This window comes from Arthrobacter sp. KBS0702 (assembly GCF_005937985.2).
GTDB lineage: Bacteria > Actinomycetota > Actinomycetes > Actinomycetales > Micrococcaceae > Arthrobacter.
This window is the reverse complement of the sequence record NZ_CP042172.1, coordinates 2,608,638-2,634,247: the sequence shown is the minus strand read 5'-3', so window position 1 is coordinate 2,634,247 and position 25,610 is coordinate 2,608,638. Positions and strand designations below refer to the sequence as shown.

General features: G+C 64.8%; 22 protein-coding genes. 14 read left to right on the top strand and 8 right to left on the bottom strand.

Annotated features, from left to right (window positions below; genetic code table 11):
* Nucleotides 1–81: 81 nt before the first annotated feature.
* Nucleotides 82–519, bottom strand: a complete 438-nt coding sequence (locus FFF93_RS12075; protein WP_138768699.1) for a DUF1003 domain-containing protein — start codon at nt 517–519, stop codon at nt 82–84.
* 933 nt (nt 520–1,452) lie between these two features.
* On the opposite strand from FFF93_RS12075, the gene FFF93_RS12070 reads away from it, so the two are divergent.
* From FFF93_RS12070 to FFF93_RS12060, 3 genes are all read left to right on the top strand, one after another.
* Complete coding sequence (locus FFF93_RS12070; RefSeq protein ID WP_138768700.1) at nt 1,453–2,007, top strand: hypothetical protein; 555 nt, start codon at nt 1,453–1,455, stop codon at nt 2,005–2,007.
* A gap of 421 nt (nt 2,008–2,428) precedes the next feature.
* The gene (locus FFF93_RS12065; RefSeq protein ID WP_222424621.1) at nt 2,429–2,872 is read left to right on the top strand and encodes an SRPBCC family protein; all 444 of its coding nucleotides are present in this window, start codon (nt 2,429–2,431) and stop codon (nt 2,870–2,872) included.
* Nucleotides 2,873–3,010: 138 nt separating this feature from the next.
* Nucleotides 3,011–3,574 carry a dihydrofolate reductase family protein gene (locus tag FFF93_RS12060; RefSeq protein WP_138768702.1) on the top strand — a complete coding sequence of 188 codons (564 nt, stop codon included), beginning with the start codon at nt 3,011–3,013 and terminating at the stop codon, nt 3,572–3,574.
* Nucleotides 3,575–4,438: 864 nt separating this feature from the next.
* On the opposite strand, the gene FFF93_RS12050 is transcribed toward FFF93_RS12060, so the two are convergent.
* The 3 genes from FFF93_RS12050 to FFF93_RS12040 are packed head-to-tail and all read right to left on the bottom strand — an operon-like array spanning nt 4,439 to nt 6,468.
* Nucleotides 4,439–5,206, bottom strand: a complete 768-nt coding sequence (locus tag FFF93_RS12050) for an SCO1664 family protein (protein WP_138768704.1) — start codon at nt 5,204–5,206, stop codon at nt 4,439–4,441.
* The gene (locus tag FFF93_RS12045; RefSeq protein WP_138768705.1) at nt 5,206–5,751 is read right to left on the bottom strand and encodes a DUF3090 domain-containing protein; all 546 of its coding nucleotides are present in this window, start codon (nt 5,749–5,751) and stop codon (nt 5,206–5,208) included. The genes FFF93_RS12050 and FFF93_RS12045 overlap by 1 nt, the downstream gene beginning before the upstream one ends.
* A 24-nt stretch (nt 5,752–5,775) precedes the next feature.
* Nucleotides 5,776–6,468, bottom strand: coding sequence for a histidine phosphatase family protein (locus tag FFF93_RS12040; RefSeq protein WP_138768706.1), 693 nt, complete (start codon nt 6,466–6,468; stop codon nt 5,776–5,778).
* A 259-nt stretch (nt 6,469–6,727) separates the two neighbouring features.
* Between FFF93_RS12040 and FFF93_RS12035 the strand changes: the two genes are divergently transcribed.
* Together FFF93_RS12035 and FFF93_RS12030 are read left to right on the top strand one after the other, a co-directional pair.
* The gene (locus tag FFF93_RS12035) at nt 6,728–7,735 is read left to right on the top strand and encodes a LysM peptidoglycan-binding domain-containing protein (RefSeq protein WP_186372155.1); all 1,008 of its coding nucleotides are present in this window, start codon (nt 6,728–6,730) and stop codon (nt 7,733–7,735) included.
* 331 nt (nt 7,736–8,066) lie between these two features.
* Nucleotides 8,067–8,330 carry a hypothetical protein gene (locus FFF93_RS12030; protein WP_138768708.1) on the top strand — a complete coding sequence of 88 codons (264 nt, stop codon included), beginning with the start codon at nt 8,067–8,069 and terminating at the stop codon, nt 8,328–8,330.
* A gap of 87 nt (nt 8,331–8,417) precedes the next feature.
* Here the strand turns inward: FFF93_RS12030 and FFF93_RS16965 are convergent, their stop codons facing one another.
* Both FFF93_RS16965 and FFF93_RS12025 read right to left on the bottom strand, forming a co-directional pair.
* Complete coding sequence (locus FFF93_RS16965; protein WP_186372154.1) at nt 8,418–8,573, bottom strand: hypothetical protein; 156 nt, start codon at nt 8,571–8,573, stop codon at nt 8,418–8,420.
* 147 nt (nt 8,574–8,720) lie between these two features.
* Nucleotides 8,721–8,909: a hypothetical protein gene (locus FFF93_RS12025; RefSeq protein WP_261375104.1), complete on the bottom strand. Its 189-nt coding sequence runs from the start codon at nt 8,907–8,909 to the stop codon at nt 8,721–8,723.
* Between the two features lie 485 nt (nt 8,910–9,394).
* Between FFF93_RS12025 and FFF93_RS12020 the strand changes: the two genes are divergently transcribed.
* The 3 genes from FFF93_RS12020 (at nt 9,395) to FFF93_RS12010 (ending at nt 14,012) form a co-directional block, all read left to right on the top strand.
* A complete protein-coding gene (locus FFF93_RS12020) occupies nt 9,395–11,176 on the top strand; it encodes an ABC transporter family substrate-binding protein (RefSeq protein WP_138768709.1) in 1,782 nt (593 codons plus the stop codon).
* Nucleotides 11,177–11,355: 179 nt separating this feature from the next.
* Complete coding sequence (locus FFF93_RS12015; RefSeq protein WP_138768710.1) at nt 11,356–12,897, top strand: ABC transporter permease; 1,542 nt, start codon at nt 11,356–11,358, stop codon at nt 12,895–12,897.
* The gene (locus tag FFF93_RS12010) at nt 12,894–14,012 is read left to right on the top strand and encodes an ABC transporter permease (protein WP_395858388.1); all 1,119 of its coding nucleotides are present in this window, start codon (nt 12,894–12,896) and stop codon (nt 14,010–14,012) included. The genes FFF93_RS12015 and FFF93_RS12010 overlap by 4 nt, the downstream gene beginning before the upstream one ends.
* 33 nt (nt 14,013–14,045) lie before the next feature.
* Here FFF93_RS12010 and FFF93_RS12005 read toward each other — a convergent pair whose 3' ends face one another.
* Complete coding sequence (locus tag FFF93_RS12005; protein WP_138768711.1) at nt 14,046–14,675, bottom strand: PH domain-containing protein; 630 nt, start codon at nt 14,673–14,675, stop codon at nt 14,046–14,048.
* Nucleotides 14,676–14,754: 79 nt separating this feature from the next.
* On the opposite strand from FFF93_RS12005, the gene FFF93_RS12000 reads away from it, so the two are divergent.
* The 5 genes from FFF93_RS12000 to FFF93_RS11980 all read left to right on the top strand — a co-directional run bounded on the left by FFF93_RS12000 (nt 14,755) and on the right by FFF93_RS11980 (nt 22,362).
* Complete coding sequence (locus tag FFF93_RS12000; protein ID WP_138768712.1) at nt 14,755–16,581, top strand: ABC transporter ATP-binding protein; 1,827 nt, start codon at nt 14,755–14,757, stop codon at nt 16,579–16,581.
* Nucleotides 16,582–16,862: 281 nt separating this feature from the next.
* Nucleotides 16,863–18,503 (top strand): ABC transporter substrate-binding protein, encoded by a 1,641-nt coding sequence (locus FFF93_RS11995; protein ID WP_138768713.1) that lies wholly within the window; start codon nt 16,863–16,865, stop codon nt 18,501–18,503.
* Nucleotides 18,504–18,723: 220 nt separating this feature from the next.
* The gene (locus tag FFF93_RS11990; protein WP_138768714.1) at nt 18,724–19,653 is read left to right on the top strand and encodes an ABC transporter permease; all 930 of its coding nucleotides are present in this window, start codon (nt 18,724–18,726) and stop codon (nt 19,651–19,653) included.
* The gene (locus tag FFF93_RS11985) at nt 19,643–20,635 is read left to right on the top strand and encodes an ABC transporter permease (protein WP_138768715.1); all 993 of its coding nucleotides are present in this window, start codon (nt 19,643–19,645) and stop codon (nt 20,633–20,635) included. Before FFF93_RS11990 ends, FFF93_RS11985 begins: the two co-directional genes overlap by 11 nt.
* A gap of 11 nt (nt 20,636–20,646) precedes the next feature.
* The gene (locus tag FFF93_RS11980; RefSeq protein ID WP_186372153.1) at nt 20,647–22,362 is read left to right on the top strand and encodes an ABC transporter ATP-binding protein; all 1,716 of its coding nucleotides are present in this window, start codon (nt 20,647–20,649) and stop codon (nt 22,360–22,362) included.
* Nucleotides 22,363–22,511: 149 nt separating this feature from the next.
* On the opposite strand, the gene FFF93_RS11975 is transcribed toward FFF93_RS11980, so the two are convergent.
* Nucleotides 22,512–23,399 carry an SGNH/GDSL hydrolase family protein gene (locus tag FFF93_RS11975; protein ID WP_138768717.1) on the bottom strand — a complete coding sequence of 296 codons (888 nt, stop codon included), beginning with the start codon at nt 23,397–23,399 and terminating at the stop codon, nt 22,512–22,514.
* Between the two features lie 270 nt (nt 23,400–23,669).
* Between FFF93_RS11975 and typA the strand changes: the two genes are divergently transcribed.
* Complete coding sequence (typA, locus tag FFF93_RS11970) at nt 23,670–25,598, top strand: translational GTPase TypA (protein WP_138768718.1); 1,929 nt, start codon at nt 23,670–23,672, stop codon at nt 25,596–25,598.
* Nucleotides 25,599–25,610: the final 12 nt, after the last annotated feature.

Below are 25,610 nucleotides of genomic sequence, written 5' to 3'. Positions count from 1 at the left end.
CACCGCCTCAGCGCCTCCCAGGACAAGCAGCCGGGTGCCCACCGGCGACCGGACTGGCCTTAACCGGACAATGGGTGCAGGTCAGACGCCTGCAGGATCGATGACGCCGTGGCGTTCAATGGTCGCCAGTTCCTTCAGCTCCTGCAGAATCTCCAGCTGCTGGCTATTGATGGCCATAAGCAGCTCAATCTCTTCCTTCGCCTTCACATTGGTGTCGTAGTCGTGTTGGGCCATGGCGGCGGCGATGGCATCCTGCCTTTTGGCGGCGATCAGCAGGATGGCGCCTTGGAGTCCGGCCAGCATCGAGAGCAGGAGGTTTAGAAGGATGTAGGGGTACGGATCCCAGGAATTGGTGGCCAGGGCCCAGGTGTTTATGGCGGCCCAGATGAGCATGAAAGCGATGAAGCCGCCCACGAATGGCCAGCTTCCCATGCCGTTGCGCATGAGGTCGGCGGCGCGCTGGCCTCTAGTAAGGGTGGCTTTGTGCCCCTCGTGCCAGGTCTTTTGGTGGTCGGTCATGACTCAGGGTAGCCGGGGAACGCCCCCGCCCGGCCTCTGCTTACCAGCAGGCGGACAAGCGGCAGGATGCTAAGCTTGCTTAGTTTCTCTTTCTGTCAAGCAGAGTGCGGCGAGGGCGAACTTGAAAGGTCCCGCCGGTCGTTGCGGCTGGCGGGGCTTCATAAGCTTGGCCTCCATCACTTGCTGGCCTGTCGCGACGGGGTCGCCCCGGCGTCTTGCTCGTGAGGTGTAACGGTTGCCGTTTGGTGTCCATTGAGTGGCGACCTCGAACGGTGAAACTTTGCGGGTCCTAACCCGCCCGGGCAGACTCGCCCCCCCGCTCGGCGCGTGTTCCCGAGACGAATCCGGCGTACCGAGGTTCGCTACGGCGGCGTCCCGTCGCGGGGTCTGTCGAGGTGATGAGTAGAGGTTATTCGGTGACGGAACGTGGTTGAGTTCCGCTTCAACGTTTAGTTCCTGACCTCCCTGAAACCTTTTACGATGGTCGCTAAGAACATGTGTTCTTAGCGGCCATCGCTATTACGGCTGCCCTCCTGGTCGAAATGACGCCGCCAGCTTTTGCGGCGCAAGGAATGATTGGCCTATGTTCGAGTGCCAGAATCATGTGCCGGTCGGCTGGAACCGGACATCGGAAAGATCGTCGGGGCGAGCCGAGCCGCCGTGTCTCAGTACCCGGGAAACCTGAGGCGAACGTGTAGGGCGGCGAGGGCTTCTAGCGCAGCTCCACCGGGCAGCACTTAGCCCTGTCGCAGCCGCCGCTGTTGGTCTGTAGCGAGCTGTTTGAGCTCGCGATCGAGGTCGGGGTCAGCCCGTTTTTCGATAGAAACACGCAGTTTGACGCTGCCACAAGTGGCTGGCGATGCGCGGAATATCACCTGCCTGGCTGGCCCGTGGTTAGATGAGCGCATGCGAAGACTTTGGGGGATTTTGGCCGTGTCTGTGCTGGCAATGACAGGGTGTAGGGCGGCTCCCGCTGTCGATGCGAAGGTGAGTCCGTCGGCCTCGGCCACCACGGCAACACCTTCTGCCGCAGTTGCGAGCGGTGAGTCCACGTGCAAGGACGCGGCGGGCGACTCAAGGTCCAAAGCGGTTGACATCGACCAAATTCGGCTGCTTAGCGACGGCAAGCTGATGTTCGTAGTCTTCAACACGGTTGCAAACGTTCCGACGACTGGCACCGTTCTTTACTCCGTGACCGCTTGGAGTTCAGACGGCAAGAAGGGCTACGAAATCGGAGCGAAGTTCCGGGACGGCCAAGAGATCGCCAACTTCGTTTACAACCTCGGGACGAACCAGCAGGAGAACATCACCAACGGAGCCGTGGCCGCAGACAAGCAGGTCAGAACCCGTTACCCTCTCGCTGCGCTCGCCGGTCTCGGCGATAAGTTCGGGTGGTATGGGGCCGTGACCGTGGACGGCGCGGGCGTCGGCACGGACGTGGATCGCTGCCCCGGCGGCGAAGCCAAGACCCAGTTCCCGGATGCCTAAGCCCCGCGCGGGAGTCCGCCGACGCATCGCTCCCAGCGGGGCGGCCGCGTAGTGGGACTCATAATCACATATCCATTTTTCTGGATATGGCTTTATGCATGCGGATATGGAAAGCGCACTGAACCCGTATTCGGCTCCGGCCGGCGTCAGTCCGGTCTTCCTGGGTGCTCCGATGCGTCCCGTAAAGAACCGGCTGACGGGTACAGGAATAATCCTGCTGATGGCGTGACCCGTCTCTCGAACTCGTCGACGCTACATCTCGGCGCCCTCGGCGTGAAACTCGCCATCGACGCGCCCCTCTCGGCAACCCCTAACGATGCCCGGGCCACCGGGACCTTCTGCTCTAGAGCCCTCCGCCCAACCTGCCTAGCGTCGAAGTACAAAGACGGGAAACCGTCCATACTTGAGGGAGCTGAGAGCAGTGGCCACACTGACACGCAGCATTACGATCGACGCGCCGGTCGAGACAGTATTCGACTTCGCGTTGGACATCAGCCGACTGTGGACGATGAAGGACGTCGAGTTGACGGATGTCGACATCAAGCCTGAAGGTGTCGGCACGTCGGCCCGCCTGACCACGCATCTCCTCGGCTTCCGCCTGGTGGGCGGTGTCGAGTACACCGAGGTCGTCCCCGGTCAGCGCATCGTCGCGCAGGTCCACTTCTTTGCGGAGAAGCCGACCTGGAGGTTCATGTTCGAGCCCGCCGACGGCGGTACCAGAGTGACCGCACAGGCCGAGTGGGACGTGAAGGTCCCGCTCGTGGGCGAGCCTATCGAGCGAATGATGGTGAAGGAACACGAGCCCTACGTGGAGGCGATGCTCGCCGAGCTCAAGTCACAGGTGGAGGCAAAGACCCCCGCCTGATGCGGCGAAGCCGCTTGCGGCATCCCGGTGAGGCATCTGCTTGGCGTGATGGTCATCGGGCTCTCGCTGTGCCAGCGCCCGATGGCTTTCCCCGTGCCGGTCTGTACAACGAACACCGGCCCACGGGAGACTGACGCCATGCGTAAATTGACCTTCGGTATGAACCTCAGCCTGGACGGCTACATCGCCGCGCCGGGCGGCGACATCGGCTGGAGCGTACCGAGCGATGAGTTGTTTCAATGGTGGTCCGACCGGGTGGGGGCGACCGGGCTGGCACTGTACGGGCGCAAACTGTGGGAGACGATGAACTCCCACTGGCCGACTGCGGACCAGCAGCCTGGCGCCACACCGGCGCAGATCGAGTTCGCCCGCCGCTGGCGGGACATGCCCAAGGTGGTGTTCTCCTCGACGGCCAGCACGGTCGACGGCAACGCCCGCCTGGTCACCGGCGATGCGGTCACCGAGATCACCCGCCTCAAGGCCGACGACGGCGCCTCCATGGACATCGGCGGTGCTACGCTCGCTGCGGCGGCCATGCGGGCCGGGCTGATCGACGAGTACGCGACCGTCACGCACCCGGTGCTGGTGGGCGGCGGCACGCCGTTCTTCACAGCCCTAGACAACTGGGTGAACCTGAACTTGGTGGAGGCCCGGACGTTTCCCGGTGGTGTGGTCCTTACCAGATACGAGACCCGGCGCTGAATGTCCGACGTCGAATCGTCACGCGAGGGCTTTACCCCACCGCTCGGAAAGACCCGCGGACCGGGGAGATTTGGCACTTGCGTCACCGGAAGACTAGGCGTATCACTGTTAATACGTTCTTCGAGAGAAGGACGGGAACGAACAACAGGGGAACTCTTGAACGCACGGTGGATCTGATCCTCCGTGGTCTGCCGGTGACGAGGCAGGAAGCGCCAGAGTTCCCGCAAGTTCGGGAGATGATGTTCGTCATAACGGAATCAAAACAGTCGAAGCCCCTTCAGCATTGCTGGTGGGGCTTCCCCTATTTACTGCCACGCCGCGCACTTTCCCTGAGCCGCCCAATCCGAGCCGGGAGGCCACCCCGCGGAAGTACTCAGCGGGCGGAGGTTGGGTCTTGGACCGGAACGGCGAGGCCGGATGGCTGTGCCTTGGCGGCCTTGTGCGGGTTTCCTGCTTCCTTGGCACAGTGGATGCAGCAGTACACGCCAGATTCGCTCTCGACCGGATGTCCGATGATCCGGCAGCCGCAGTGTTCACACGCCGGCGCCATCATATGTATGGCGCATTCGAAGCTGTCGAAAGTTCCGGTCTGGTTACCCATGGAGACGGTGAACGTTCTCCCGTCGGTGCTACCACAAACATCGCATGCTCCCATGATCCCTCTTCTCTTTAGCGCACGGTCTAAGCCCCAATTAACCGCTTGTAGGAGTTTGCTGAGTAGGGGCGAAGGTCCTTGCGGTACGGCAGACGCCAGCCCGCCGGGGGCGGCGTGGGGTCTTTGCCCGCTCACCATTGGGGTGTGGCGGGGCCAAAGGATGCAGCGGCAGAACGTTTCAGCGAGGTCAGGATCCGGTGCCCTGGCGCCTAGAACAGCGGCCAGGGCACCGCGGACATCTCCCCGCTCGGCGCCGGAAACCGACCGGCCAGACGCAACCGGGCGCAGCGCGCGGCGAGCGATGCGATTTCTTCGGCGCTGAGCAGGTCCGCCAGGTTGTGGCCCAGTTGGCCGTGCAGTCCTTCGCGGACTCGATCGATGCCAGCGCGTTCCTCGGCGGTCAGGGCGTCGCCCAGCCACCCCCACAGCACAGTGCGCAGCTTGTGGTCACGGTGGAAGGTGAGCCCATGGTCCACGCCGTGCCGGTGTCCGTCCGTCATGGCAAGAATGTGGTCGCCTTTGCGGTCCGCGTTGTTGACGATGACGTCGAACACCGCCATGCGTCTGAGCGCCGGCGTGTCTTCGTGAACGAGGGCGACCATGCATCCGTTCTCATCCCGTCCTTCGAGAACGCGTTTCCAGCCCCTCTCCGGCACTTGGTCCGTCGCGACCAGGTCCACGGCGCTTTGTGCGGGGTCCGGCTCCTGCCAGAGCTGCACCATTCCCTCGCCGAGCGGACCATCGCGCAGCCAGGTGCGCGGCACGATGTCCCAGCCGAGGACCTGCGAGACCAGGTAGGCGGCCACCTCCCGGTGTGCCAGGGTGCCGTCGGGAAAATCCCACAACGGACTTTCGCCTGCCAGCGGCTTATAGACGACCGCAACGTCGCCGATGCTGCCCAGGAAAGTAGCGTTTGAAGCCGTCGCGATGCGGCCGGTGAGCGTCAGCTCGGCAGTCACTAGGTCCGGCGTTGGCATCAGACCTCGGGGAGGGTGCAGATGTGCCCGTCGGCATCGATGGGGTAACCGCAGAGTGGGCACGTCGGGCGCCCGGCGCCCACGATCTCACGGGTTCGCTTGGCGAATGCGCGGGCGGTGCCGACCGGCATTCTCACGAGCAACATTTCGGGCTCGTTAGCGCCGTCCTCATCCAGGGATTCGTCGTTGTCATCATCGGCGATGGGATAGGCCTCAAGTACGACCTGGGCCGTTGTTGGGTCCCACCCTAGGCTCATGGCGCCGGTGCGAAACTGCTCCTGGACGGCCTCGAGCTGGTCATTGTCGACCAGTTCGATGGGAGTGCTCGTAGGAACGCTAAAGGGGTTGCCCTCGACGGTGATGAGCTGGTCGAGAATCTCGTCGATCTTCTCGGCGAGCAGAGCCGACTGCTGCTTCTCGAGGGCAATACTCACGATCTGCTTCCCTGCGCGCACTTGCAGGTAGAACGTGCGCGCCCCCGGAACGCCAATGGTGCCAACGACGACCCGATCAGGCCAGGCAAACTCGTGAACACGTGTAGGCATGTCAGTATTTTAGGCACATCAGGATCATGGCGCGTTGTGCCCGGCACCGCCGCCCACCGGCGCATCGCCAGAGTGGATGCCGTTTGACAGCCATGACAGGTCACCGGCGTCGGTGTTGGTCGCGTAGACGCTCGGCCGGGTGGCGCTGTAGCGAACGATTGATACGGAGGCGGGGCCCACGTTGATCCGCTGGAACAGGTCAAGGTGCATGCCGAGCGCGTCGGCGAGGATTGCCTTGATGATGTCACCGTGACTCACCGCCACCCACACGGCATCTGGTCCGAACTCGGCTTCGAAGGCTGCATCGTGGCGTCGAATCGCTGCCACCGACCGCGCCTGCATCGCCGCCATGGATTCACCGCCGGGAAAGACGACGGCGGACGGCTGGGACTGCACAACCGGCCACAAGTCCTCGGTCGCGAGATCACTGAGTGTGCGGCCCTGCCACTGGCCGTAGTCGCACTCGGTGAGATCGTGATCGACCGGCGCGGACGGCGTGCCAGCCTGGCGGTCGAGGATGAGCTGGGCGGTCTGCTGACAACGCTCAAGAGGGCTCGACACCACCCCGACGACGGGCACGGCCGCGAGCCGGTGTCCGGTCAGAGCCGCCTGGTCGCGGCCTGTCTGGTCCAGGCTGACGCCGGCTGCCCGACCGGCCAGCACTCCGGTCGCATTGGCTGTGGTGCGGCCGTGCCGCACGAGAATAACTGTCGCCATCCACCCAGCCTAACCACCCCGTCGACGGCGGTGTGAACCGCGGGTCAAGGGCCGGCCCGACCGGGAGCCGAGTACCGCATCGCCGTCGACCGAGCCGGCGGCCGATCGAGGTCCCGATGCAGGGGCAGGCTATCGGCTGGCTGACGGCTCGGCTTTCCGGCACAATCGTCACCACGGAGTACCAAAGCTACGCATGCCCTTGGCTAGCAGAGGCCACCTCCGCCAGGGCCACAAGCCCGCACATTTATTGGGGAACAACTTGAAGAAGCGCACCACGCTCCCGGCGGCCGCGGCTCTGGCCGGCCTGCTACTCACCGCGACGGCCTGCACGGCACCGGAACGGAACCCGGAGCCGTCCGCCCCGGCGGTCGCCGCCAACACACCGACGGCGGGCGGCGGAAAACGGTCGGCGCGGGGGCCTGTCGTGTCCGATTCGTTCGGCAACGCTGACTATTACACGACGCTCCCGAGCGACACGCCCGCCCGGGTGGCCGGCTCCTTCCGCATCTCCGAGGCGAAGCTCGCCGAGTTCAACAACCTGCAGCCCGGGGCGCCCCTGACGCCGGGCACGAAGCTCCGCCTGATCCCCGCCCCGGGACCGATCACGGGTGCGCAAGGAACGGCCGTCATCGACGCCAACGGCATCCCCACCAGCTATGTCGTTGAAGCCAAGGACACCCTGGACGGGATCACCTACCGGTTCGGCATCAATTCAAAACAGCTGGCAGAAGCGAACCAAGTACCGTACGTCGGCGAGCAAGGCGGCGTGTACTTCCTCCTCGCCGGCAAACACCTCCATCTGCAAAAGAACCCGGTCGACAGCAGGTCCGGCGCAGGGCCCACCGTCAACAATTCATTCCATCAGCCGATTTTTTACACGACTGTGGACGGCGACTCCCTAGACAGCCTCGGCTACAAATTCCGCTCCACCACGGCCCAGCTAATGCAATACAACCTGTCTCTCGCCGCGGACCGTCCCATCCCGGCCGGGACCAAGGTGCGGCTCATGCCCGGTGAGCTCAAAATCGACGGGGCCAAGGGCACCTTCACCGCCGACGCCGACGGAATCCCCATCTCCTACACCACGGCGCCCGGGGACACTGAGCACCAGATCGAAGCCCGGTTCAAAATACCCGATCTGGGCTTGGCGAACCGTCCGCTCACCGGCACCGCCACCGCCTGGTACACCATGAGAGACCTTCCCAGCGGGGAGATCGCCCCGGGGCAGGCCATCAGCCTCACCCTGAACATGCCCATCAATAAATAGCTCCCCGCCGCGACAACCTGCCCTGTCGGCGGTCTTGCGCCGGCCGTGTGCCCCGCCCTGTCTCTCCGCTATCCCGGCGGTATTGAGAACGACGTCGAGAACCGCGCCGGGCCCGCCGTCGGGCTGCACGAGACCTAAGTACACCGGCCGCTAACCACCAGGGCACGGGTTTCTCCGCTGAGAGCGCGTGTTCTTGGCGGCGCCAGCTCGTGCGTACGGTGCACGCCTCGGCCCTGTCGCCGCGGCCGTCACCGGCGTAGGCTTCGGCTGTGCCGGCCCTGTCCGTGGGACCTGTCCGCCCGGCCGGCAGTCGCCTATAAAGGAGTCCGCCATGACTGTTCTAGTCCAAAACCTGGTGCCCGGCCTGACCCGGGAACAGTACGAGGGCATCGCTGCGGCCCTGAGGGACAAACTCAAGGCCACCCCCGGATTCAACGCCCATTACGCCTATGAGAGCGACGGCGGAATGACGGTCGTAGAAATTTGGGAGGAGGCAGCGCAGCACGATGCCTGGTTCGACAACAATGTCAGGCCTAACCTGCCAGTGGAGATCACCCCGGTGAAGCACGAACTGGCGAACAAGGTGACAATTTAGGGCGCCCGCCCGGTCAACTCATACCGTCGGGGCATTCCGACGTCACCGGCGTGGAGACATCACCTTGGAGAGTGATCCTTTGCGGACCTAAGTGCCGGTGGCTGCGGCGGTGTGGCGTTCTGTCACGAAGGGACCCAGCAGCGTCATGAGGTGGGAGTGGACCCGTTCCAGCTTTTGACCGGATTCGAGCATCCGGGTGCCGGCGTGGACGACGGCGTACGCTCCTTCAGCGACAAGATCCACGTTGGCCATAGCGTTCCGCGACGGTGGCGGCGCTAATTCTAGGCCTTGCGGGATCCTTTGACTCTGACTGGCCTGCGCATCAAGAGTACGGCGCGCGACGGCGGCCTGCTGAGCAGGCCGCCGTCGTCGTGCCCGGGGGAGGGCGTGCTAGCGGGCCGGAGCCGGGACCCCCAGACGGCCGTCCACCATTTCCACAACGCGGTCGCAGTAGCCAAGGACGTCGTGGTCGTGGGTGACCACGACGGTTGCGACACCGTGGTCGTGGCTTTGCCGGACGAGGAGTTCCACGACCTCACGGCTGCGGGCCCGGTCCAGGGACGCGGTCGGTTCATCCACGAGAAGGAGTTTCGCCCCGGTGACGAGCGCCCGTTGGCGTTTCAAGTCCCGGCGCTCCAGTGCGTGGATGACGCTGCCACGTGGGCTTCCCTTTGCTCGGCGGCAGAGGCGCTGGGCTGCGCGGACCTGGTGGCACTGCCGGTGGCCGCCGGCAGTGGTGCAGGCCGCCCGGTAATTGCGGGTTAACTCGAAAAGAACCTAAAAGCCCCGATCCGCATGAATCGGGGCTTTTTTGCTGCATTCGTCCATAGCCCGGAGTTCGGCATCCGTCAATGAATTTTCACAAAATTTACTTTAGGGGGGCGCCAATTGTTGCAGCTCGATAACGAACCATATTTGCGGTCAACTTTCGTGCCGATCCGCCGCATCGTGGGTTTACGCTTCATGCCATGTGAGACGGGCCACACTGCCGCTGGGGGAGTGTGGACGTCTGTCTGGTGCCTACGGCGCCGGTCTCATCCACACCACAGAAACAAGGAGGCGGAATGCGCTTCGGTCGTATTTCCAAAGCAGTGGGGGTCGCGGCGGCAGCTGCACTCGCACTGAGTGCCTGCGCCGGCAACAGCGGCGGGTCAACCCCGCCGTCGTCTGCCGCGGCCGGCAAAACTGGCGGCTCGGCAACGGTCGTAGAGGTGAACGCGTTCAACACGTTCAACCCCAACACCGCTGACGGCAACACTGACATCAACTCGAAGATCAGCTACGCCACCCACTCGGGGTTCTACTACATCGACAATAAGCTGAACGTTGTACGCAACGAGAAGTTCGGCAAGATGGAAAAGACCTCGGACAACCCGCTGACGGTCAAGTACACCATCAATGATGGCGTGAAGTGGTCTGACGGAACGCCTGTCACCGCCGCCGACCTCCTGCTGCAGTGGGCCGCCTTCTCCGGTTACTACAACGACGCCGATGCGGAAGCAAAGACCGGAACGTCTTACTTCTCCTACGCCGGCGACCCGACCGGCATCGCACTTACCGATTTCCCGGAAATGGGCGCCGACGGCCGCTCCATGACCATCAAGTACTCCAAGCCCTTCGCCGACTGGGAAATCGCCCTTGGCGGCCCCGGCATTGACATCCCGGCTCACGTCCTCGCCAAGAAGGCCGGCCTGGCCGACACCAAGGCGTTCGTTGACCTGCTCAAGGGCATGCCGCGAGGCGACGCAAAGGCCCCGAAGCCTGTAAGCGCCCCGCTGAAGGCCATGTCGGACATGTGGAACACCGGCTTCGACACGAAGACGCTGCCGGCCGATCCGAGCCTGTACCTCTCCAACGGACCGTACATCGTCAAGGCCGTCAACCAGGACCAGTCCCTGACCATGGTCAAGAACAAGGACTACAAGTGGGGTCCGGACGCGAAGCTGGACGAGATCACCGTTCGCTACATTGGTGACTCGGCCGCCCAGGTCCAGGCACTGAAGAACGGCGAAGCGGACATCATCGCTCCGCAGGCCTCCGCGGACACCGTTGATCAGCTCAAGGCTCTGCAGAGCCAGGGTGTCACGGTCGACGTCGGAAACCAGCTCTCCTACGACCACATCGACCTGAACTACAGCGGCCCGTTCAAGGACAAGAACGTGCGTGACGCGTTCCTGAAGTCCGTTCCCCGCAAGGACATCGTCGACAAGATCGTCAAGAAGCTTGACCCGAAGGCGGCGCCGCTGGATTCCCAGCTGTTCGTTCCGGACCAGGCTCCCTACGCCGACTCGGTCAAGGACAACGGATCCGCCGCGTACAAGGATGTCGACATTGAGGGCGCCAAGAAGCTCCTCAACGGTGCCACTCCTGAAGTCCGCATCATGTACAACAAGGACAACCCCAACCGCGTTGACGCCTTCTCACTGATCCGCGAATCCGCCACCAAGGCCGGCTTCAAGATCGTCGACGGCGGCCTCGGCAAGTCTGACTGGGGTAAGGCCCTGGGCAAGGGGGGCTACGACGCCACCATCTTCGGCTGGATCAACTCGGGTGTGGGCGTCTCCGGCGTTCCGCAGATCTTCAAGTCCGGCAATGACTCCAACTTCAACAAGTTCTCCGATCCCGAAGCCGACAAGCTGATGGACGAACTGATTGTCACCACCGACAAGAGCAAGCAGGATGGCCTCATCCAGCAGATCGACAAGAAGATCTGGGGTTCCGCCTACGGCCTGCCGCTGTTCCAGGCAGTCGGCGTGGACGCTTACAGCGACCGCGTTACCGGCGTGAAGTACATGCCGAACCAGACCGGTGTCTGGTGGAACTTCTGGGAGTGGGCACAGAAGTAGCCGACGACCGCAAGTAACACTTGCTAGCTAAAGGCGTCGGGACCACGGCTTTACGGTCCCGACGCCTTTCTAGCGACACCCGACGATGGCCTGGCTGCCACCGAATCCCCGCGGCACCCGGCCGAACTCTGCGACCGGTCCTGGCAATCCCTGGGCCCGAATACCGAGGTTGTATTCCAATGGTGACTTACATAGTCCGGCGGCTCATGACAGCCGCCCTCATTCTTCTCGGCGCTTCCTTCCTGGTGTATCTCCTGACAGCGGCGTCCGGAGACCCCCTCGAGGAATTCCGAGTCAACAACTCCCCGCAAAAGCAGTCGCTCATGGACGCGCGCATCCAGCTCCTGCAACTGGATGTCCCGGCCCCCATCCGCTACTTCAAGTGGCTCGGCGGGGCCGCCCAGTGCCTCATCCCGTTCGCCAACTCCTGTGACCTCGGCAAGAACATCGCCGGCCAGCCTGTCACCGACGCTCTGGGCCACGCGCTTATCCAGACCCTGACGCTCGTTACCGGCGCCACGGTGCTGGCCATCCTGATCGGCATCACGCTGGGCATCGTCACGGCACTGCGCCAGTACAGCGCACTGGACTACGGCGTGACGTTCATGGCCTTCCTGTTCTTCTCGCTGCCGATCTTCTGGGTCGCCGTCCTGCTCAAGGAATTCGGCGCGATCGGCTTCAACGACTTCCTGCGGAACCCGGAGGTACCGCTGCCGGCGGCCCTGGGCATCGGCCTCGGGCTGGGAATCCTGATCGCCGTCGCCGCCGGCGGGGCACCGAGGCGGCGCCTGATCAGCGGCGGCGTCGTCTTCGCATTCGTCAGCGCCGTCCTCATCTACTTCTCCGCCACCGAATGGTTCAAGACCCCGGGACTGGGCCCGGTGGTCATCGCCATTGCCGGTGTCGGCATCGCCTTCGCGGTCACCCTGCTCTCGGCCGGGCTCAAGAACCGCAAGGCCCTGCAGTCTGCCCTGATCGCCGTCGCCGTCGGCGTCGTCCTGTACTTCGTCGTCCAGCCGCTGCTGGACCAGGCCACCTTCCTGATGATCGTGCTGCTGGCCGTTGCCGCCGTCCTGGTGGGCGTGGGGATCGGCTACTTCATGGGTGGTTACGACCGCGGCCAGTCCATGCGTGCCGCCGGCATCACCTCGTTCCTGGTCGGGGCCCTGATCTTGCTTGACCGCTTTATGCAGGCCTGGCCGAGCTACTTCAACAACAGCCGCGTCCGGGGCAGGCCGGTAGCGACCATCGGCGCCAACACCCCCAATATCGAGGGCGACTTCTGGGTCCTGGGCCTGGATTCCTTCACCCACCTGATCCTGCCGACGCTGGCCCTGATCCTGATTTCCCTGGCCAGCTACACACGGTTTACCAGGGCCTCGATGCTGGAAATCATGAACATGGACTACATCCGGACGGCGCGGGCCAAGGGTGTCTCGGAACGCACCGTCGTGATGCGCCACGCCTTCCGCAACGCGCTGATCCCGATCGCCACCATTGTGGCGTTCGACATCGGCGGCCTGATCGGCGGCGCCGTCATCACCGAGTCGGTCTTCTCGGTCCGGGGCATGGGCTTCCTCTTCCTGGACGGCATCTCCCACATCGACCCGAACCCGGTCATGGGCGTTTTCGTCTGTGTGGCCATCACGGCCATGGGTTTCAATCTCATTGCGGACCTCGCGTACTCCGCACTTGATCCGCGCGTAAGGGTAAAAGCATGAGCCAGCCAAGTCAGCAGGACGAAATCATGGCCGAGGAGGCCGCGCTCCAGCCCGCCCCCGCGGCCGGCATTGAGCCCATCCTCGAAGCGAAGGGCCTGAGCCAGGGCCAGATTGTCCGCAAGCGTTTCCTCGGGCACACCGGCGCGATCATCGGCCTGGTGGTCTTTGCCCTGATCTTCCTGATGGCCTTCACCTCGGTGGGTTACCTGGGCATCCCCGGGTGGTGGAAATACAACCACGAGCAGGTTTCGCCGCTGGTCAACGACGGCGTACCAACCTCCTCGCTGTGGCCGCTGGCGTGGGGCGAACACCCCTTCGGCCAGGACCGGATCGGCCGCGACCTGTTCGCGATGACCATGCGCGGCGCGCAGCAGTCCATCACCGTGATGGTGGTGATCGGCCTGATCGCGGGCCTGATCGGCGTCGTGGTGGGCGCAATCTCCGGCTATTTCCGCGGCTGGGCCGAAGCCATCCTGATGCGCCTGACCGACGTCATCATCATCATTCCGGCCCTGCTGCTCGCCGCCGTGATGGCACAGATGGCCGGCCGTCGTGACTCCGGAAGCTGGTTCGCATCGTTTGCCAGCACCAATGGCGTCCTGGCCCTGGGCATCTTCCTGGGCCTAATCAGCTGGGTGAGCCTGGCCCGCCTGATGCGCGGCGAGTTCCTCTCGCTGCGGGAACGTGAATTTGTCGACGCCGCCCGGATTTCCGGTGCGAGCAACGCCCGCATCATCTTCAAGCACATCCTGCCCAACGCCGTCGGTGTGCTGATTGTCAACGTCACGCTGACGATGTCCGCGGCGATCCTCACCGAAACGGCGCTGAGCTACCTGGGCGTCGGCGTCAAGGCGCCGGACACCTCCCTGGGCCTGCTCATCTCGCAGAACCAGCAGGCGTTCTCCACCCGGCCTTGGCTGTTCTGGTTCCCGGGTCTGTTCATCGTCCTGATCTGCCTGAGCATCAACTTCATCGGCGACGGGCTGCGTGATGCCTTTGATCCCCGGCAGAAGAAATTCAACGCCAAAAAGGCCCGCGAGGTAGCGGCGCCGGCCGCGGGGACACCCCCCGAGAAGACCGCCGTCACCGCGTTCGACGGACCCAAGGACAGCTAGGTGCGCTGCAGCGTTGCCCCCGGAGGGAGCCAGCTACTGGGCGGCAACCGTCCAGTAGCTGGCGGCAAGCAGGAGCGCGGCCGCGCCGATGGCTGTCCAGCGGGGCGTCACGACGGCGGCCGTGGTGCCCGCCTCGCCTGCGGCGAGGGCCCCGCTTTCCACCAGGTGTTGCCACCGTGTGCGCACCAGGCGGGCGGCCTGGCCGGAATCGGTGGTCTTCAGGTCGCCGGGCCGGACCGATTTCCCGGGGCCGTAACTGGTGTCCGGAAGCCCGTGCATGTCCTCGGGGCGGGCGTTGCGTCCGCCCCAGATGCCGGGCGCGGGTGCGGCCCACGCCGCGTAGCTGGTCTTCGCAGTGACGAGCGTCAGCGCGTAGCGGGTGTCCACATGCACGAGGGCGGCCCAGGGCACCAGGACGGACCGGAACGGGTTCTCCAGGGTCACGCCACCGTCGTGCACCACGACGGCCGGCATCCAGAAGAACTGCCAGCCCAGGAACGCGAGCAGCAGCAGCGGCGCGGCACTTGCCAGCCCCTCGACTCCGGCCGAGGCGACCGTGACTGCCAGGCCGACGGCCGCCACGGCCCAAGACAGCCAGGCGAACCATTTGTTCGTCCGGCCCTTGAAGATTTCAACGTTTCCGGCATCGGGCACAGTGCTCATGCCCCCCATAATTCAGTATTCCGGGTCACAGCACTAATTGCCGGTGCGACGGCGGCCCGGGCGGAAGGAACAACCCATCATGACTGACTTCATCACCCTGGATCCGGCCCCGGCCCCCGTGCCCGGCAAAGGTGACACCGTCCTGGAGGTCCGTGACCTCAGCGTGGACTTCGGCGTGGACAAAAAGTGGGTTCCCGCGGCGATCGGACTGAACTACGAGGTGCGCGCCGGTGAGGTCCTCGCCATCGTGGGGGAGTCCGGCTCCGGCAAGAGCGCCAGCTCGATGGCACTGCTGGGCCTGCTGCCGAGCAACAGCCGTGTCAGCGGCAGCGTCAAGCTCGCCGGCAAGGAGCTGCTGGGCACGAACGAATCGAACATCCGCTCCGTCCGCGGTAAGGATGTCGCGGTCATCTTCCAGGAGCCCATGACAGCGCTGAACCCGGTCTACACCGTGGGCGCGCAGATCGTCGAAACCATCCGGCTGCACAACGAGGTGTCCCCGGACCAGGCCCGTGAGCGCGCGCTGCGGATGCTCGAACTCGTGGAATTGCCGGACCCGGAGAAGGCCTTCAAGTCCTACCCCCACCAGCTCTCCGGCGGCCAGAGGCAGCGCGCCATGATCGCCCAGTCGCTCTCCTGCGACCCCAAGCTGCTGATCGCTGACGAGCCCACCACGGCCCTTGACGTCACCGTCCAGGCGGAGATCCTGGACCTTATGCGCAACCTGCGCAACAAGCTGGACAGCGCTATCGTCCTCATCACCCACGACATGGGCGTCGTGGCCGACCTCGCCGACCGGATCGCCGTGATGCGCCGCGGGCTAATCGTGGAGACGGGCACCGCGGGGGAGATCTTCCATAACCCGCAGCACGAGTACACCAAGGCGCTGCTGGCCGCCGTCCCGCACCTTGGCCAAGGCGGCGCGGAGAACGACGGCGACGTCGACGTCACGGCCGCCCTCGCTGCCGCCACGCAGGCCGAGATCCAGGCCATCCCGCGCTCGGAGCTGCTGCGCCGCGAACGTGAAAACGCAGCCGCGCTGGCCGCCGCGGAGACGGTGAAGCCGCAGGGCGATCCGGTCCTGGAACTCACCGACGTCGCCATCGAATACCCCAAGCAGGGGCGCGTGCCGGCCTTCCGCGCCGTCGAGGGCGCCAACCTCGCGATCTACCCCGGCCAGGTTGTTGGCCTCGTGGGGGAGTCGGGCTCGGGCAAGACCACGATCGGTCGCGCCGCCGTCGGCCTGCTGCCCGTGGCAGCCGGCACCATGAAGGTGGTGGGGCAGGACATCTCCGCGGCCAAGAAGAATGGCCGGCAGCTGCACGACATGCGCCGGCATGTCGGCATGGTCTTCCAGGACCCCTCCTCCTCGCTGAACCCGCGCCTGCCGATTGGCGAGAGCATCGGAGAGCCCATGTTCCTCGCTGGTGTGGCCAAGGGCGCCGAGCTCCAGCACCGGATCGAAGCCCTGCTGGACCAGGTTGAGCTGCCCCGCGACTACCGCAACCGCTACCCGCACGAGCTCTCCGGCGGTCAGAAGCAGCGCGTGGGCATCGCCCGGGCCCTGTCGCTGAAGCCGAAGCTGATGGTGGCGGACGAACCCACCTCCGCGCTTGACGTCTCCGTCCAGGCCAAAGTGCTGGAACTCTTCCAGAACCTGCAGAAGGAACTTGGCTTCGCCTGCCTGTTCGTCACCCATGACCTGGCCGTCGTGGACGTTCTGGCCGACCGGATCTGTGTGATGCAGCGTGGCCGGATCGTCGAACAGGGCAGCCGGGACCAGATCCTGCGGAACCCGCAGGAGCCCTACACCCAGCGGCTCCTGGCTGCCGTCCCGCTGCCGGATCCGGACAAGCAGCGCGAGCGGAGGGAACTGCGGGCACAGCTGCTCTCCGGCGCCAGCTAGGCCGCGTTCGGGGGTGATTTTCGGTTAGCGGCGCATAACCGGGAAGCGGCGGGCGCGAATACTACCAGCGAGTATTGTGTGACTTGAAACGCAGAGCGTTTGACGCTAACCGTCATGAAGTTGTCGGATCACGGTTTGGCAACGGAGTTCCAACATCCGGACATTTTGCGGTTAGGCTACTTCCATATGTAGGCCACGTCACAGGGGATACCCCTGTGCCCGGGCCTGCCGGGAAGCACAAGTCTCTCCCGAACGAACTCCCACAACTCTTAGGAGGCGGAATGCGTTTTTCGCGCACTTCCAAAGCACTGGGCATGATGGCGATCGCCGCCATGGCCCTGACCGGTTGCGGCGGCGGCGGGTCCAACACCGCCGGCGGCAGCACCGGTGGCGACGCCAGCAAGGTCATCATTGCCGACGGCTCGGAGCCCCAGCGCCCGCTGATGCCGGCCGACACCAACGAAGTTGGCGGCGGCAAGGTCATCCAGATGATGTTCGCCGGCCTGGTCAGCTATGACCCGAACGGCAAGCCCGTGAACGAACTGGCCGAGTCCATCGAAGGCAAGGACGGCCAGCACTTCACCATCAAGATCAAGAAGGACCAGAAGTTCACCAACGGCGAGGCCATCACGGCCAAGACGTTCGTCGACTCCTGGAACTTCGGCGCGGCTGCCAAGAACGCGCAGCTCAGCGGCAGCTTCTTCGAGAGCATCAAGGGCTACGACGAGGCCAGCGCCAAGGGCTCCACGGTCGAGACCATGTCCGGCCTGAAGGTCGTCGACGACCAGACCTTCACCGTTGAACTCTCGCAGCCGGAATCCGACTGGCCGCTGCGCCTCGGTTACACCGCCTTCGTGCCGGTCCCGTCCGGCGCGCTGAAGGACCCGAAGGGCTTCGGCGAGAAGCCGGTCGGCAACGGCCCGTACAAGATGGCGGACGGCGGCTGGCAGCACAACGTGCAGATCCAGCTCGTTCCGAACCCGGAATACAACGGCCCGCGCAAGGCCAAGAACGCCGGCGTGACGTTCAAGATCTTCCAGAACGACGACGCCGCGTACCAGGACCTGCTGTCCAATAACCTGGACATCCTGCAGACCATCCCCACGAGCGCCCTGAAGAACTTCAAGTCCGACCTGGGTGACCGCACCATCAACAAGCCGTACGCCGGCAACCAGACCATCGCCATCCCGGAATACCTGCCGGAGTGGAGCGGTGAAGCCGGCAAGCTGCGCCGCCAGGCCATCTCCATGGCCATCAACCGCGACGAGATCACCAAGGTCATCTTCAGCGGCGCACGCCAGCCCGCCAAGGACTTCACCGCCCCCGTCCTGGACGGCTACAGCGATTCGATCCCGGGTACCGAGAACCTGAAGTTCGACGCCGAGAAGGCCAAGGCTGCCTGGGCCAAGGCTGACGGCATCCAGAAGTGGGATGCCGAGAAGACCTTCACCATCGCCTACAACGCCGACAAGGGCGGCCACAAGGCATGGGTCGAAGCTGTTGTGAACCAGCTCAAGAACACTCTCGGCATCAAGGTTGAGGGCAAGCCGTACGCCACCTTCAAGGAAGCCCGCAACGACGCTACCGCGAAGACGCTGACCGGTGCGATCCGCGCCGGCTGGCAGGCCGACTACCCGTCGCTGTACAACTTCCTCGGACCGATCTACAAGACCGGTGCAGGCTCCAACGACGCGAAGTACGCCAACCCGGCGTTCGACAAGGCCATCACTGACGGTCTGAACGCTTCCTCCGTCGCCGAGGGCAACAAGGCCATGAACAAGGCCCAGGAGATCCTCCTGACCGACCTTCCGGCCATCCCGCTGTGGTACCAGGTTGCCCAGGGTGGCTGGAGCGACAAGGTCACCAACGTTGACTACGGCTGGGACGGCGTCCCGCTGTACTACAACATCACCGGCAAGTAACAACTGAACGACGGCGGGGGCTGCCTGGATTGGGGCCTCCGCCGTTGTTTTGCTTCCACACCGATTTCTCCCTGACGGCCAAAGCCTCGGGCGTACTTTCGCCGCCCGGCGACCGTGACTTTCCCGGCGTCGGACTGCACCAATAGTGAAAAGGTTCTTTGATGAACAACTCCGCCGCATCCCTGGCCGGGATGCCTGCTGACAAGGGTGTGCTTCGCTGATGGCGACATACATCCTCAAGCGCTTTCTCCAACTGATTCCCGTCTTCCTGGGCGCAACGCTGCTGGTCTACTTCCTGGTCTTCAGCCTCCCCGGTGACCCCATCGTCGCCCTGTTCGGAGACAAGCCGGTCAACGAGGCCGTCGCCGCGAAACTGCGGGCCCAGTACCACCTGGACCAGCCGTTCTTTATCCAATACCTGCTCTACCTCAAGAGCATCTTCACCTTCGACCTTGGCCAGGACTTCTCCGGCCGGCCGATCGCCGCGGTGCTCGGCGAGGTCTTCCCGGTGACCGCCCGGCTTGCCGTGATGGCCCTGATCTTCGAAGCCGTCTTCGGCATCATCTTCGGCTTGATCGCGGGCCTCCGTAAGGGCAAGTTCTTCGACGCAACCGTCCTGGTGGCGTCCCTGGTCGTCATCGGCATCCCGATCTTCGTCCTGGGCTTCCTGTTGCAGTTCACCATCGGTGTGCAACTGGGCTGGGCGAAACCGACCGTCAGTTCAGCGGCCACGGTGCAGGACCTGATCCTGCCGGCCATCGTGCTGGGCCTCGCCTCCTTCGCCTACGTGCTGCGCCTGACCCGCACGTCCGTCATTGAAAACATGAGCGCGGACTACGTGCGCACCGCCACCGCGAAGGGCCTGTCCCGCTTCCGCGTGGTCCGGGTGCACATCCTGCGCAACTCCCTGATCCCCGTCATCACCTTCCTTGGCGCGGACCTGGGCAGCCTGATGGGCGGCGCGATCGTCACTGAAGGCATCTTCAACGTGCCCGGCGTCGGCAACCGGCTCTACCGGGCCGTGCTCTCCGGCGAAGGCCCCACAGTGGTCTCGATCGTGACCGTGCTGGTGCTGATCTACTGCCTCTCCAACCTGCTCGTTGACCTGCTGTACGCCTGGCTTGACCCGAGGATCCGCTATGACTCCTGATTCCAACACCGCAAGGCCGGATGCTTCGGCGCCCGCCGAGCGCCACATCGAGCACTTCGTTGCCGACTTCGCCGAGACGCCCCTGCAGGCGACGGACAAAGTCAAGGAGGACCAGGCTCCGCTGAGCCTCTGGGCCGAAGCCTGGCGGAACCTGCGCAAGCAGCCGCTGTTCCTGATCTCCGCGTTCCTGATCCTCGTGGTCGTGGCCGTATCGCTCTTTCCGGGGCTCTTCTCGTCGATCGACCCGTCTTCCGAAGCGTGCCAGCTGGCCAACTCGGACGGGGGCCCCGCGGCGGGGCACCCGCTGGGCTACACCCAGCAGGGCTGTGACGTGTACGCCCGTGTCATCTTCGGCACCCGCTCCTCGGTCACCGTCGGCCTGTTCACCACCATCGGTGTGCTGGTGATCGGCGGCATCATGGGCGCCCTGGCCGGCTACTACGGCGGCTGGGTCGATGCCGTGCTGGCACGCATCAACGACATCTTCTTCGCCCTGCCGCTGATCCTCGGCGCCATCGTCGTGATGCAGCTGCCGATGTTCCGGGCCAACCGGACCGCATGGACCCTGGTCCTGATCCTGATGACCTTCGGCTGGCCGCAGATCGCCCGCATCACCCGCGGCGCTGTCATCGAGGTCCGCAACGCGGACTTCGTCACCGCCGCACGGTCCCTCGGCGTCTCCAAGTTCGGCGCCCTCATGCGGCACGTCATGCCGAACTCGCTCGCCCCGATCATCGTGGTGGCCACGATCTCGCTCGGTACCTTCATCGTCGCGGAATCCACGCTGTCGTTCCTCGGAATCGGGCTCCCGCCCAGCGTGATGTCCTGGGGCAACGACATCCAGGCCGCGCAGGCTTCCCTGCGCTCCAACCCGATGCCGCTGCTCTACCCGGCCATCGCCCTCTCCATCACCGTTCTGAGCTTCATCATGCTGGGCGATGCCCTGCGTGATGCTCTCGATCCCAAAGCGCGCAAGCGATGAAAGGGGAAGCCATGAACGCCCCTGTTGAAATCCGTGAAGAAGGTGCGGCCGCCCAGCGTCCGCTGCTCGAGATCCGGGACCTGGCGATCAGCTTCAAGACCAGCGGCGGCGTGGTCAACGCCGTCCGCAACGCCCACCTGACCGTGATGCCCGGCGAGACCGTAGCGATCGTGGGGGAGTCCGGCTCCGGAAAGTCGACGACGGCCTTGGCCGCCATCGGCCTGCTGCCGAGCAACGGCGCGGTGTCCGGCGGGCAGATCCTGTTCGACGGCGAGGACATTTCGCACGCCAGCGAAAAGCGCATGATCGAACTTCGCGGCAATAGCATCGGCATGGTCCCGCAGGACCCGATGTCCAACCTGAACCCGGTCTGGAAGATCGGCTACCAGGTCCGCGAGACGCTGAAGGCCAACGGCCTTCCGGACGGTCCGGACGACGTCGCGAAGGTGCTGTCCCAGGCGGGCCTGCCCGATGCCAGGCGGCGGGCCAAGCAGTACCCGCACGAGTTCTCCGGCGGCATGCGCCAGCGCGCCCTGATCGCGATCGGCCTGTCCTGCCAGCCGCGCCTCCTCATCGCCGATGAGCCGACGTCGGCCCTGGACGTCACCGTGCAGCGCCAGATCCTGGACCACCTGGACAAGATGACCACCGAACTGGGCACGGCTGTCCTCCTGATCACCCACGACCTTGGCCTGGCCGCCGAGCGCGCCGACAAGGTCGTGGTGATGTACCGCGGCCAGGTCGTGGAATCAGGGCCGTCACTGGAACTGCTGCAGAACCCGCAGCACCCGTACACCCAACGGCTGGTCGCCTCGGCGCCGTCGCTGGCATCACGGCGCATCCAGGTGGCCAAGGAACTCGGCGTCGAGTCGGAAGACCTGCTGGCGCCCGCTGAAGACGTCGTCGTCGAACCGTCCAAGCCTGAGGACGTGCTTCGGATTGAGAACCTGAAGAAGGTCTTCAAGCTGCGCTCCGGCCTTGGCCGCTCCACCGACTTCACCGCGGTGGACGACGTCTCCTTCAGCGTCAAGCGCGGCACCACGACGGCGATCGTGGGGGAGTCGGGCTCCGGCAAGTCCACCGTGGCGCAGATGGTCCTGAACCTGCTTCAGCCCACCGCGGGCAAGATCGTGTTCGACGGCGTCGACACCTCCACGCTGAACAACAAGGAGATCTTCGCCTTCCGCCGCCGGGTGCAGCCGATCTTCCAGGACCCGTACGGTTCCCTCGACCCGATGTACAACATCTTCCGGACCATCGAGGAGCCGCTGCGGACCCACAAGATCGGGAACAAAGCCAGCCGCGAGAAGAAGGTCCGCGAACTGTTGGACCAGGTGGCGCTGCCGCAGTCCACCATGCAGCGGTACCCGAACGAGCTCTCCGGCGGCCAGCGCCAGCGTGTCGCGATTGCGCGGGCCCTGGCCCTCGACCCGGAGGTCATCATCTGCGACGAGGCCGTCTCGGCGCTGGACGTGCTGGTGCAGGCCCAGGTGCTGAACCTGCTCGCCGACCTGCAGTCCCGGCTGGGCCTGACGTACCTGTTCATCACCCATGACCTCGCGGTGGTGCGGCAGATCGCGGACCACGTGTGTGTGATGGAGAAGGGCAAGCTCGTCGAGACCGGCTCCACGGATGACGTCTTCGATTCGCCGCAGCAGGACTACACCAAGGCCCTGCTCAACGCCATCCCGGGCGCCCGGCTCATGCTTCCTCCGGAAGTTGCCTGACCGGCACACCCGCTGACGCAGCAGACCGGTTAACGAAGGAGCCGGTGTCCATCCCACGGGGTGGACACCGGCTCCTTCTGTCGTTGTGAGCCGTATGGCGTTGTGGGCCTGGTGGCGTTGTTGGCCTGGTGGCGGGCGGCGCCTCAGGGTCAGCGGACCGTGGCGGTGTCGTCCGCCTGGATGCCCATCTCCTCCAGCCGCTGGCCGAGCAGCACGCCGAGGGCGTCGTTGCCTTCGGCAGACATGTGCGTGCCGTCCGCCAGCAACCGGGTGAGGTTGTACCTGCTCAGCCAGTCACCCACGCTCACGAAGGGGATCTCCTGCTTGGCCGCGATTGTCCCGAGCAGGGCGTCGACCTGGGTACGGCGGCCGCCGCCGTAGTTCGCGCCGCGGGCCAAGGTTCCGATCATCAGGAGCTTGCTGCCGGGGTAACGCTGCCGCAGGGTCGCGATCAGCCGCTCAGCGTTGGCGACGATCTGGGCGTCGGTGGCCCCACGGGTGGCGTCGTTGCCGCCGCCCTGGATGACCACCAGCGGCGGGGACCCGTAGGGAAGTTTCCAGTCGCCGCGCTGCAGGGCGTCGATGTAATTGCCGGTCTTGCCGTTCGCCGCGACGAACCCGGTGCCGCCGAGGCCGCAGAAGAACACGCCGTAGCCGGCGTTGCCCAGGCCCTGGCGCGTCCATGCGGTGAGGGGTTCGGACTGTGAGTCACCGATCAGCACGGCGGTGTGCCGGATGTCCGCAACGATCGCCTCGTCACGGCCATTAGCGGGATTGCGGTAAAGCGATCCCTCCGGCAGCGTTTCGGGATCCGGCCCCGTGACGAACTGGGACTTCGCGCCCAGACCCGCGGCGACGGGCTCGCCCGGGGCGCCGGCGGGGACGCGGACGGTCTTGCCACGGACGTCCTGCCCGGCATTAACGCTGGGCGCGGGCGCGGCAGTGGACTGGATCGGGCTTTGGCCGCAGCCGCCCAAGAGTACGCCTGCGGCGATCATCGGTGCGACGAAGCGGTACCGGGCCGAGGGGTTGCGCATTGATGTCTCCGGGCTGGCGTGCTGTTATCACAGCCATCATGGGGCATGCCTGGCCGGAAACCAAGTGACATTGCTCACGTGTCTGGCGTGTTTCTCGCCAGATGGCACCCGGGTGTGCTCCGCCGGCCGTCCCGTTTTTAGGCCAATAAATGCCCTAGCGTCTAGAATGGATGAAGGTGCCCTGTGCCAAAGGGACTCATCCGTCGTGCGTTCCGGTTGGAAATGTCGCGATACAACAGCTGACTTCACCACTGAATCGAGCAATAACGCATGTCTGAAACCACCACCAACACTGCGGTAGCCACTGCATCGCGCAGTGACCTGCGCAACGTCGCGATCGTGGCCCACGTTGACCACGGCAAGACCACCCTGGTCGACGCCATGCTCAAGCAGACCAACTCCTTTGCCGAGCACAACCACCTCGAAGACCGCGTCATGGACTCCGGTGACCTGGAACGCGAAAAGGGCATCACCATCCTGGCCAAGAACACCACCGTGGCCTACAACGGTCCGTCCTCCAAGGGCGAGACCATCACGATCAACGTGATCGACACCCCCGGCCACGCCGACTTCGGCGGCGAGGTCGAGCGCGGCCTGTCCATGGTCGACGGCGTCGTCCTCCTCGTCGATGCTTCCGAGGGCCCGCTGCCGCAGACCCGCTTTGTGCTGCGCAAGGCCCTGGCCGCTCACCTGCCGGTGATCCTCCTGGTCAACAAGACCGACCGCCCCGACGCCCGGATCGAAGAAGTCGTGCACGAGTCGATGGACCTGCTCCTCGGCCTGGCCTCCGACCTCGCGGACGAAGTTCCGGACCTGGACCTGGACAAGATCCTCAACGTGCCCGTCGTCTACGCCGCCGCCAAGGTTGGCCGCGCGTCCCTCGAGCAGCCGGCCGACGGCACCCCCCCGGAGAACGAGGACCTCGAGCCGCTCTTCCAGGCCATCATCGAGCACATCCCGGCACCGACCTACAACCCGAACGGTGTCCTGCAGGCGCACGTCACCAACCTGGACGCCTCCCCGTTCCTCGGCCGCCTCGCCCTGCTGCGCATCTACAACGGCACCCTCCGCAAGGGACAGACCGTTGCCTGGGCGCGCGCCAACGGCGAACTGAAGAACGTCAAGATCACCGAGCTGCTCGCCACCAAGGCGCTGGACCGCGTCCCGGCCGAGTCCGCAGGCCCGGGCGAGATTGTCGCCGTCGCCGGCATCGAGGAAATCACCATTGGTGAGACCCTGACCGACGCCGAGAACCCGCAGCCGCTTCCGCTGATCACCGTGGACGATCCCGCGATCTCCATGACCATCGGTATCAACACCTCGCCGCTGGCCGGCAAGGTCAAGGGCGCGAAGGTCACCGCCCGCCAGGTCAAGGACCGCCTGGACAAGGAACTGATCGGTAACGTCTCCATCAAGGTGCTCCCCACCGAGCGTCCGGATGCCTGGGAAGTCCAGGGCCGTGGAGAGCTCGCGCTGGCCATCCTGGTCGAGCAGATGCGCCGCGAGGGCTTTGAACTGACTGTCGGCAAGCCGCAGGTTGTCACCAAGACCATCGACGGCAAGATCCACGAGCCGATGGAGCACATGACCATCGACGTGCCGGAAGAGTACCTCGGCGCCGTCACCCAGCTCATGGCAGCCCGCAAGGGCCGCATGACCAACATGGCCAACCACGGCACCGGCTGGTGCCGCATGGAGTTCATCGTTCCGGCCCGTGGCCTGATCGGTTTCCGCACCAAGTTCCTCACGGACACCCGTGGCGCCGGCATCGCCGCCTCCATCTCCGAAGGCTACGAACCGTGGGCCGGCCCGATCGAATACCGCACCAACGGCTCGATGATCGCCGACCGCGCCGGTGTTGTGACGCCGTTCGCCATGATCAACCTGCAGGAACGCGGCTCCTTCTTCGTCAAGCCCACCTCCGAGGTCTACGAGGGCATGATCGTCGGCGAGAACTCCCGCGCCGACGACATGGACGTCAACATCACGAAGGAAAAGAAGCTCACCAACATGCGTGCCGCTTCCTCGGACACCTTCGAGAACCTGACGCCGCCGCGCGATCTGACCCTCGAAGAGTCCCTCGAATTCGCCCGCGAAGACGAGTGCGTCGAGGTCACCCCGGACGCCATCCGCATCCGCAAGGTCATCCTGGACACCAACGAGCGGGCCAAGGCCAACCGCGCCCGCGCCAAGGTCTAGTCTCCGCGTTTA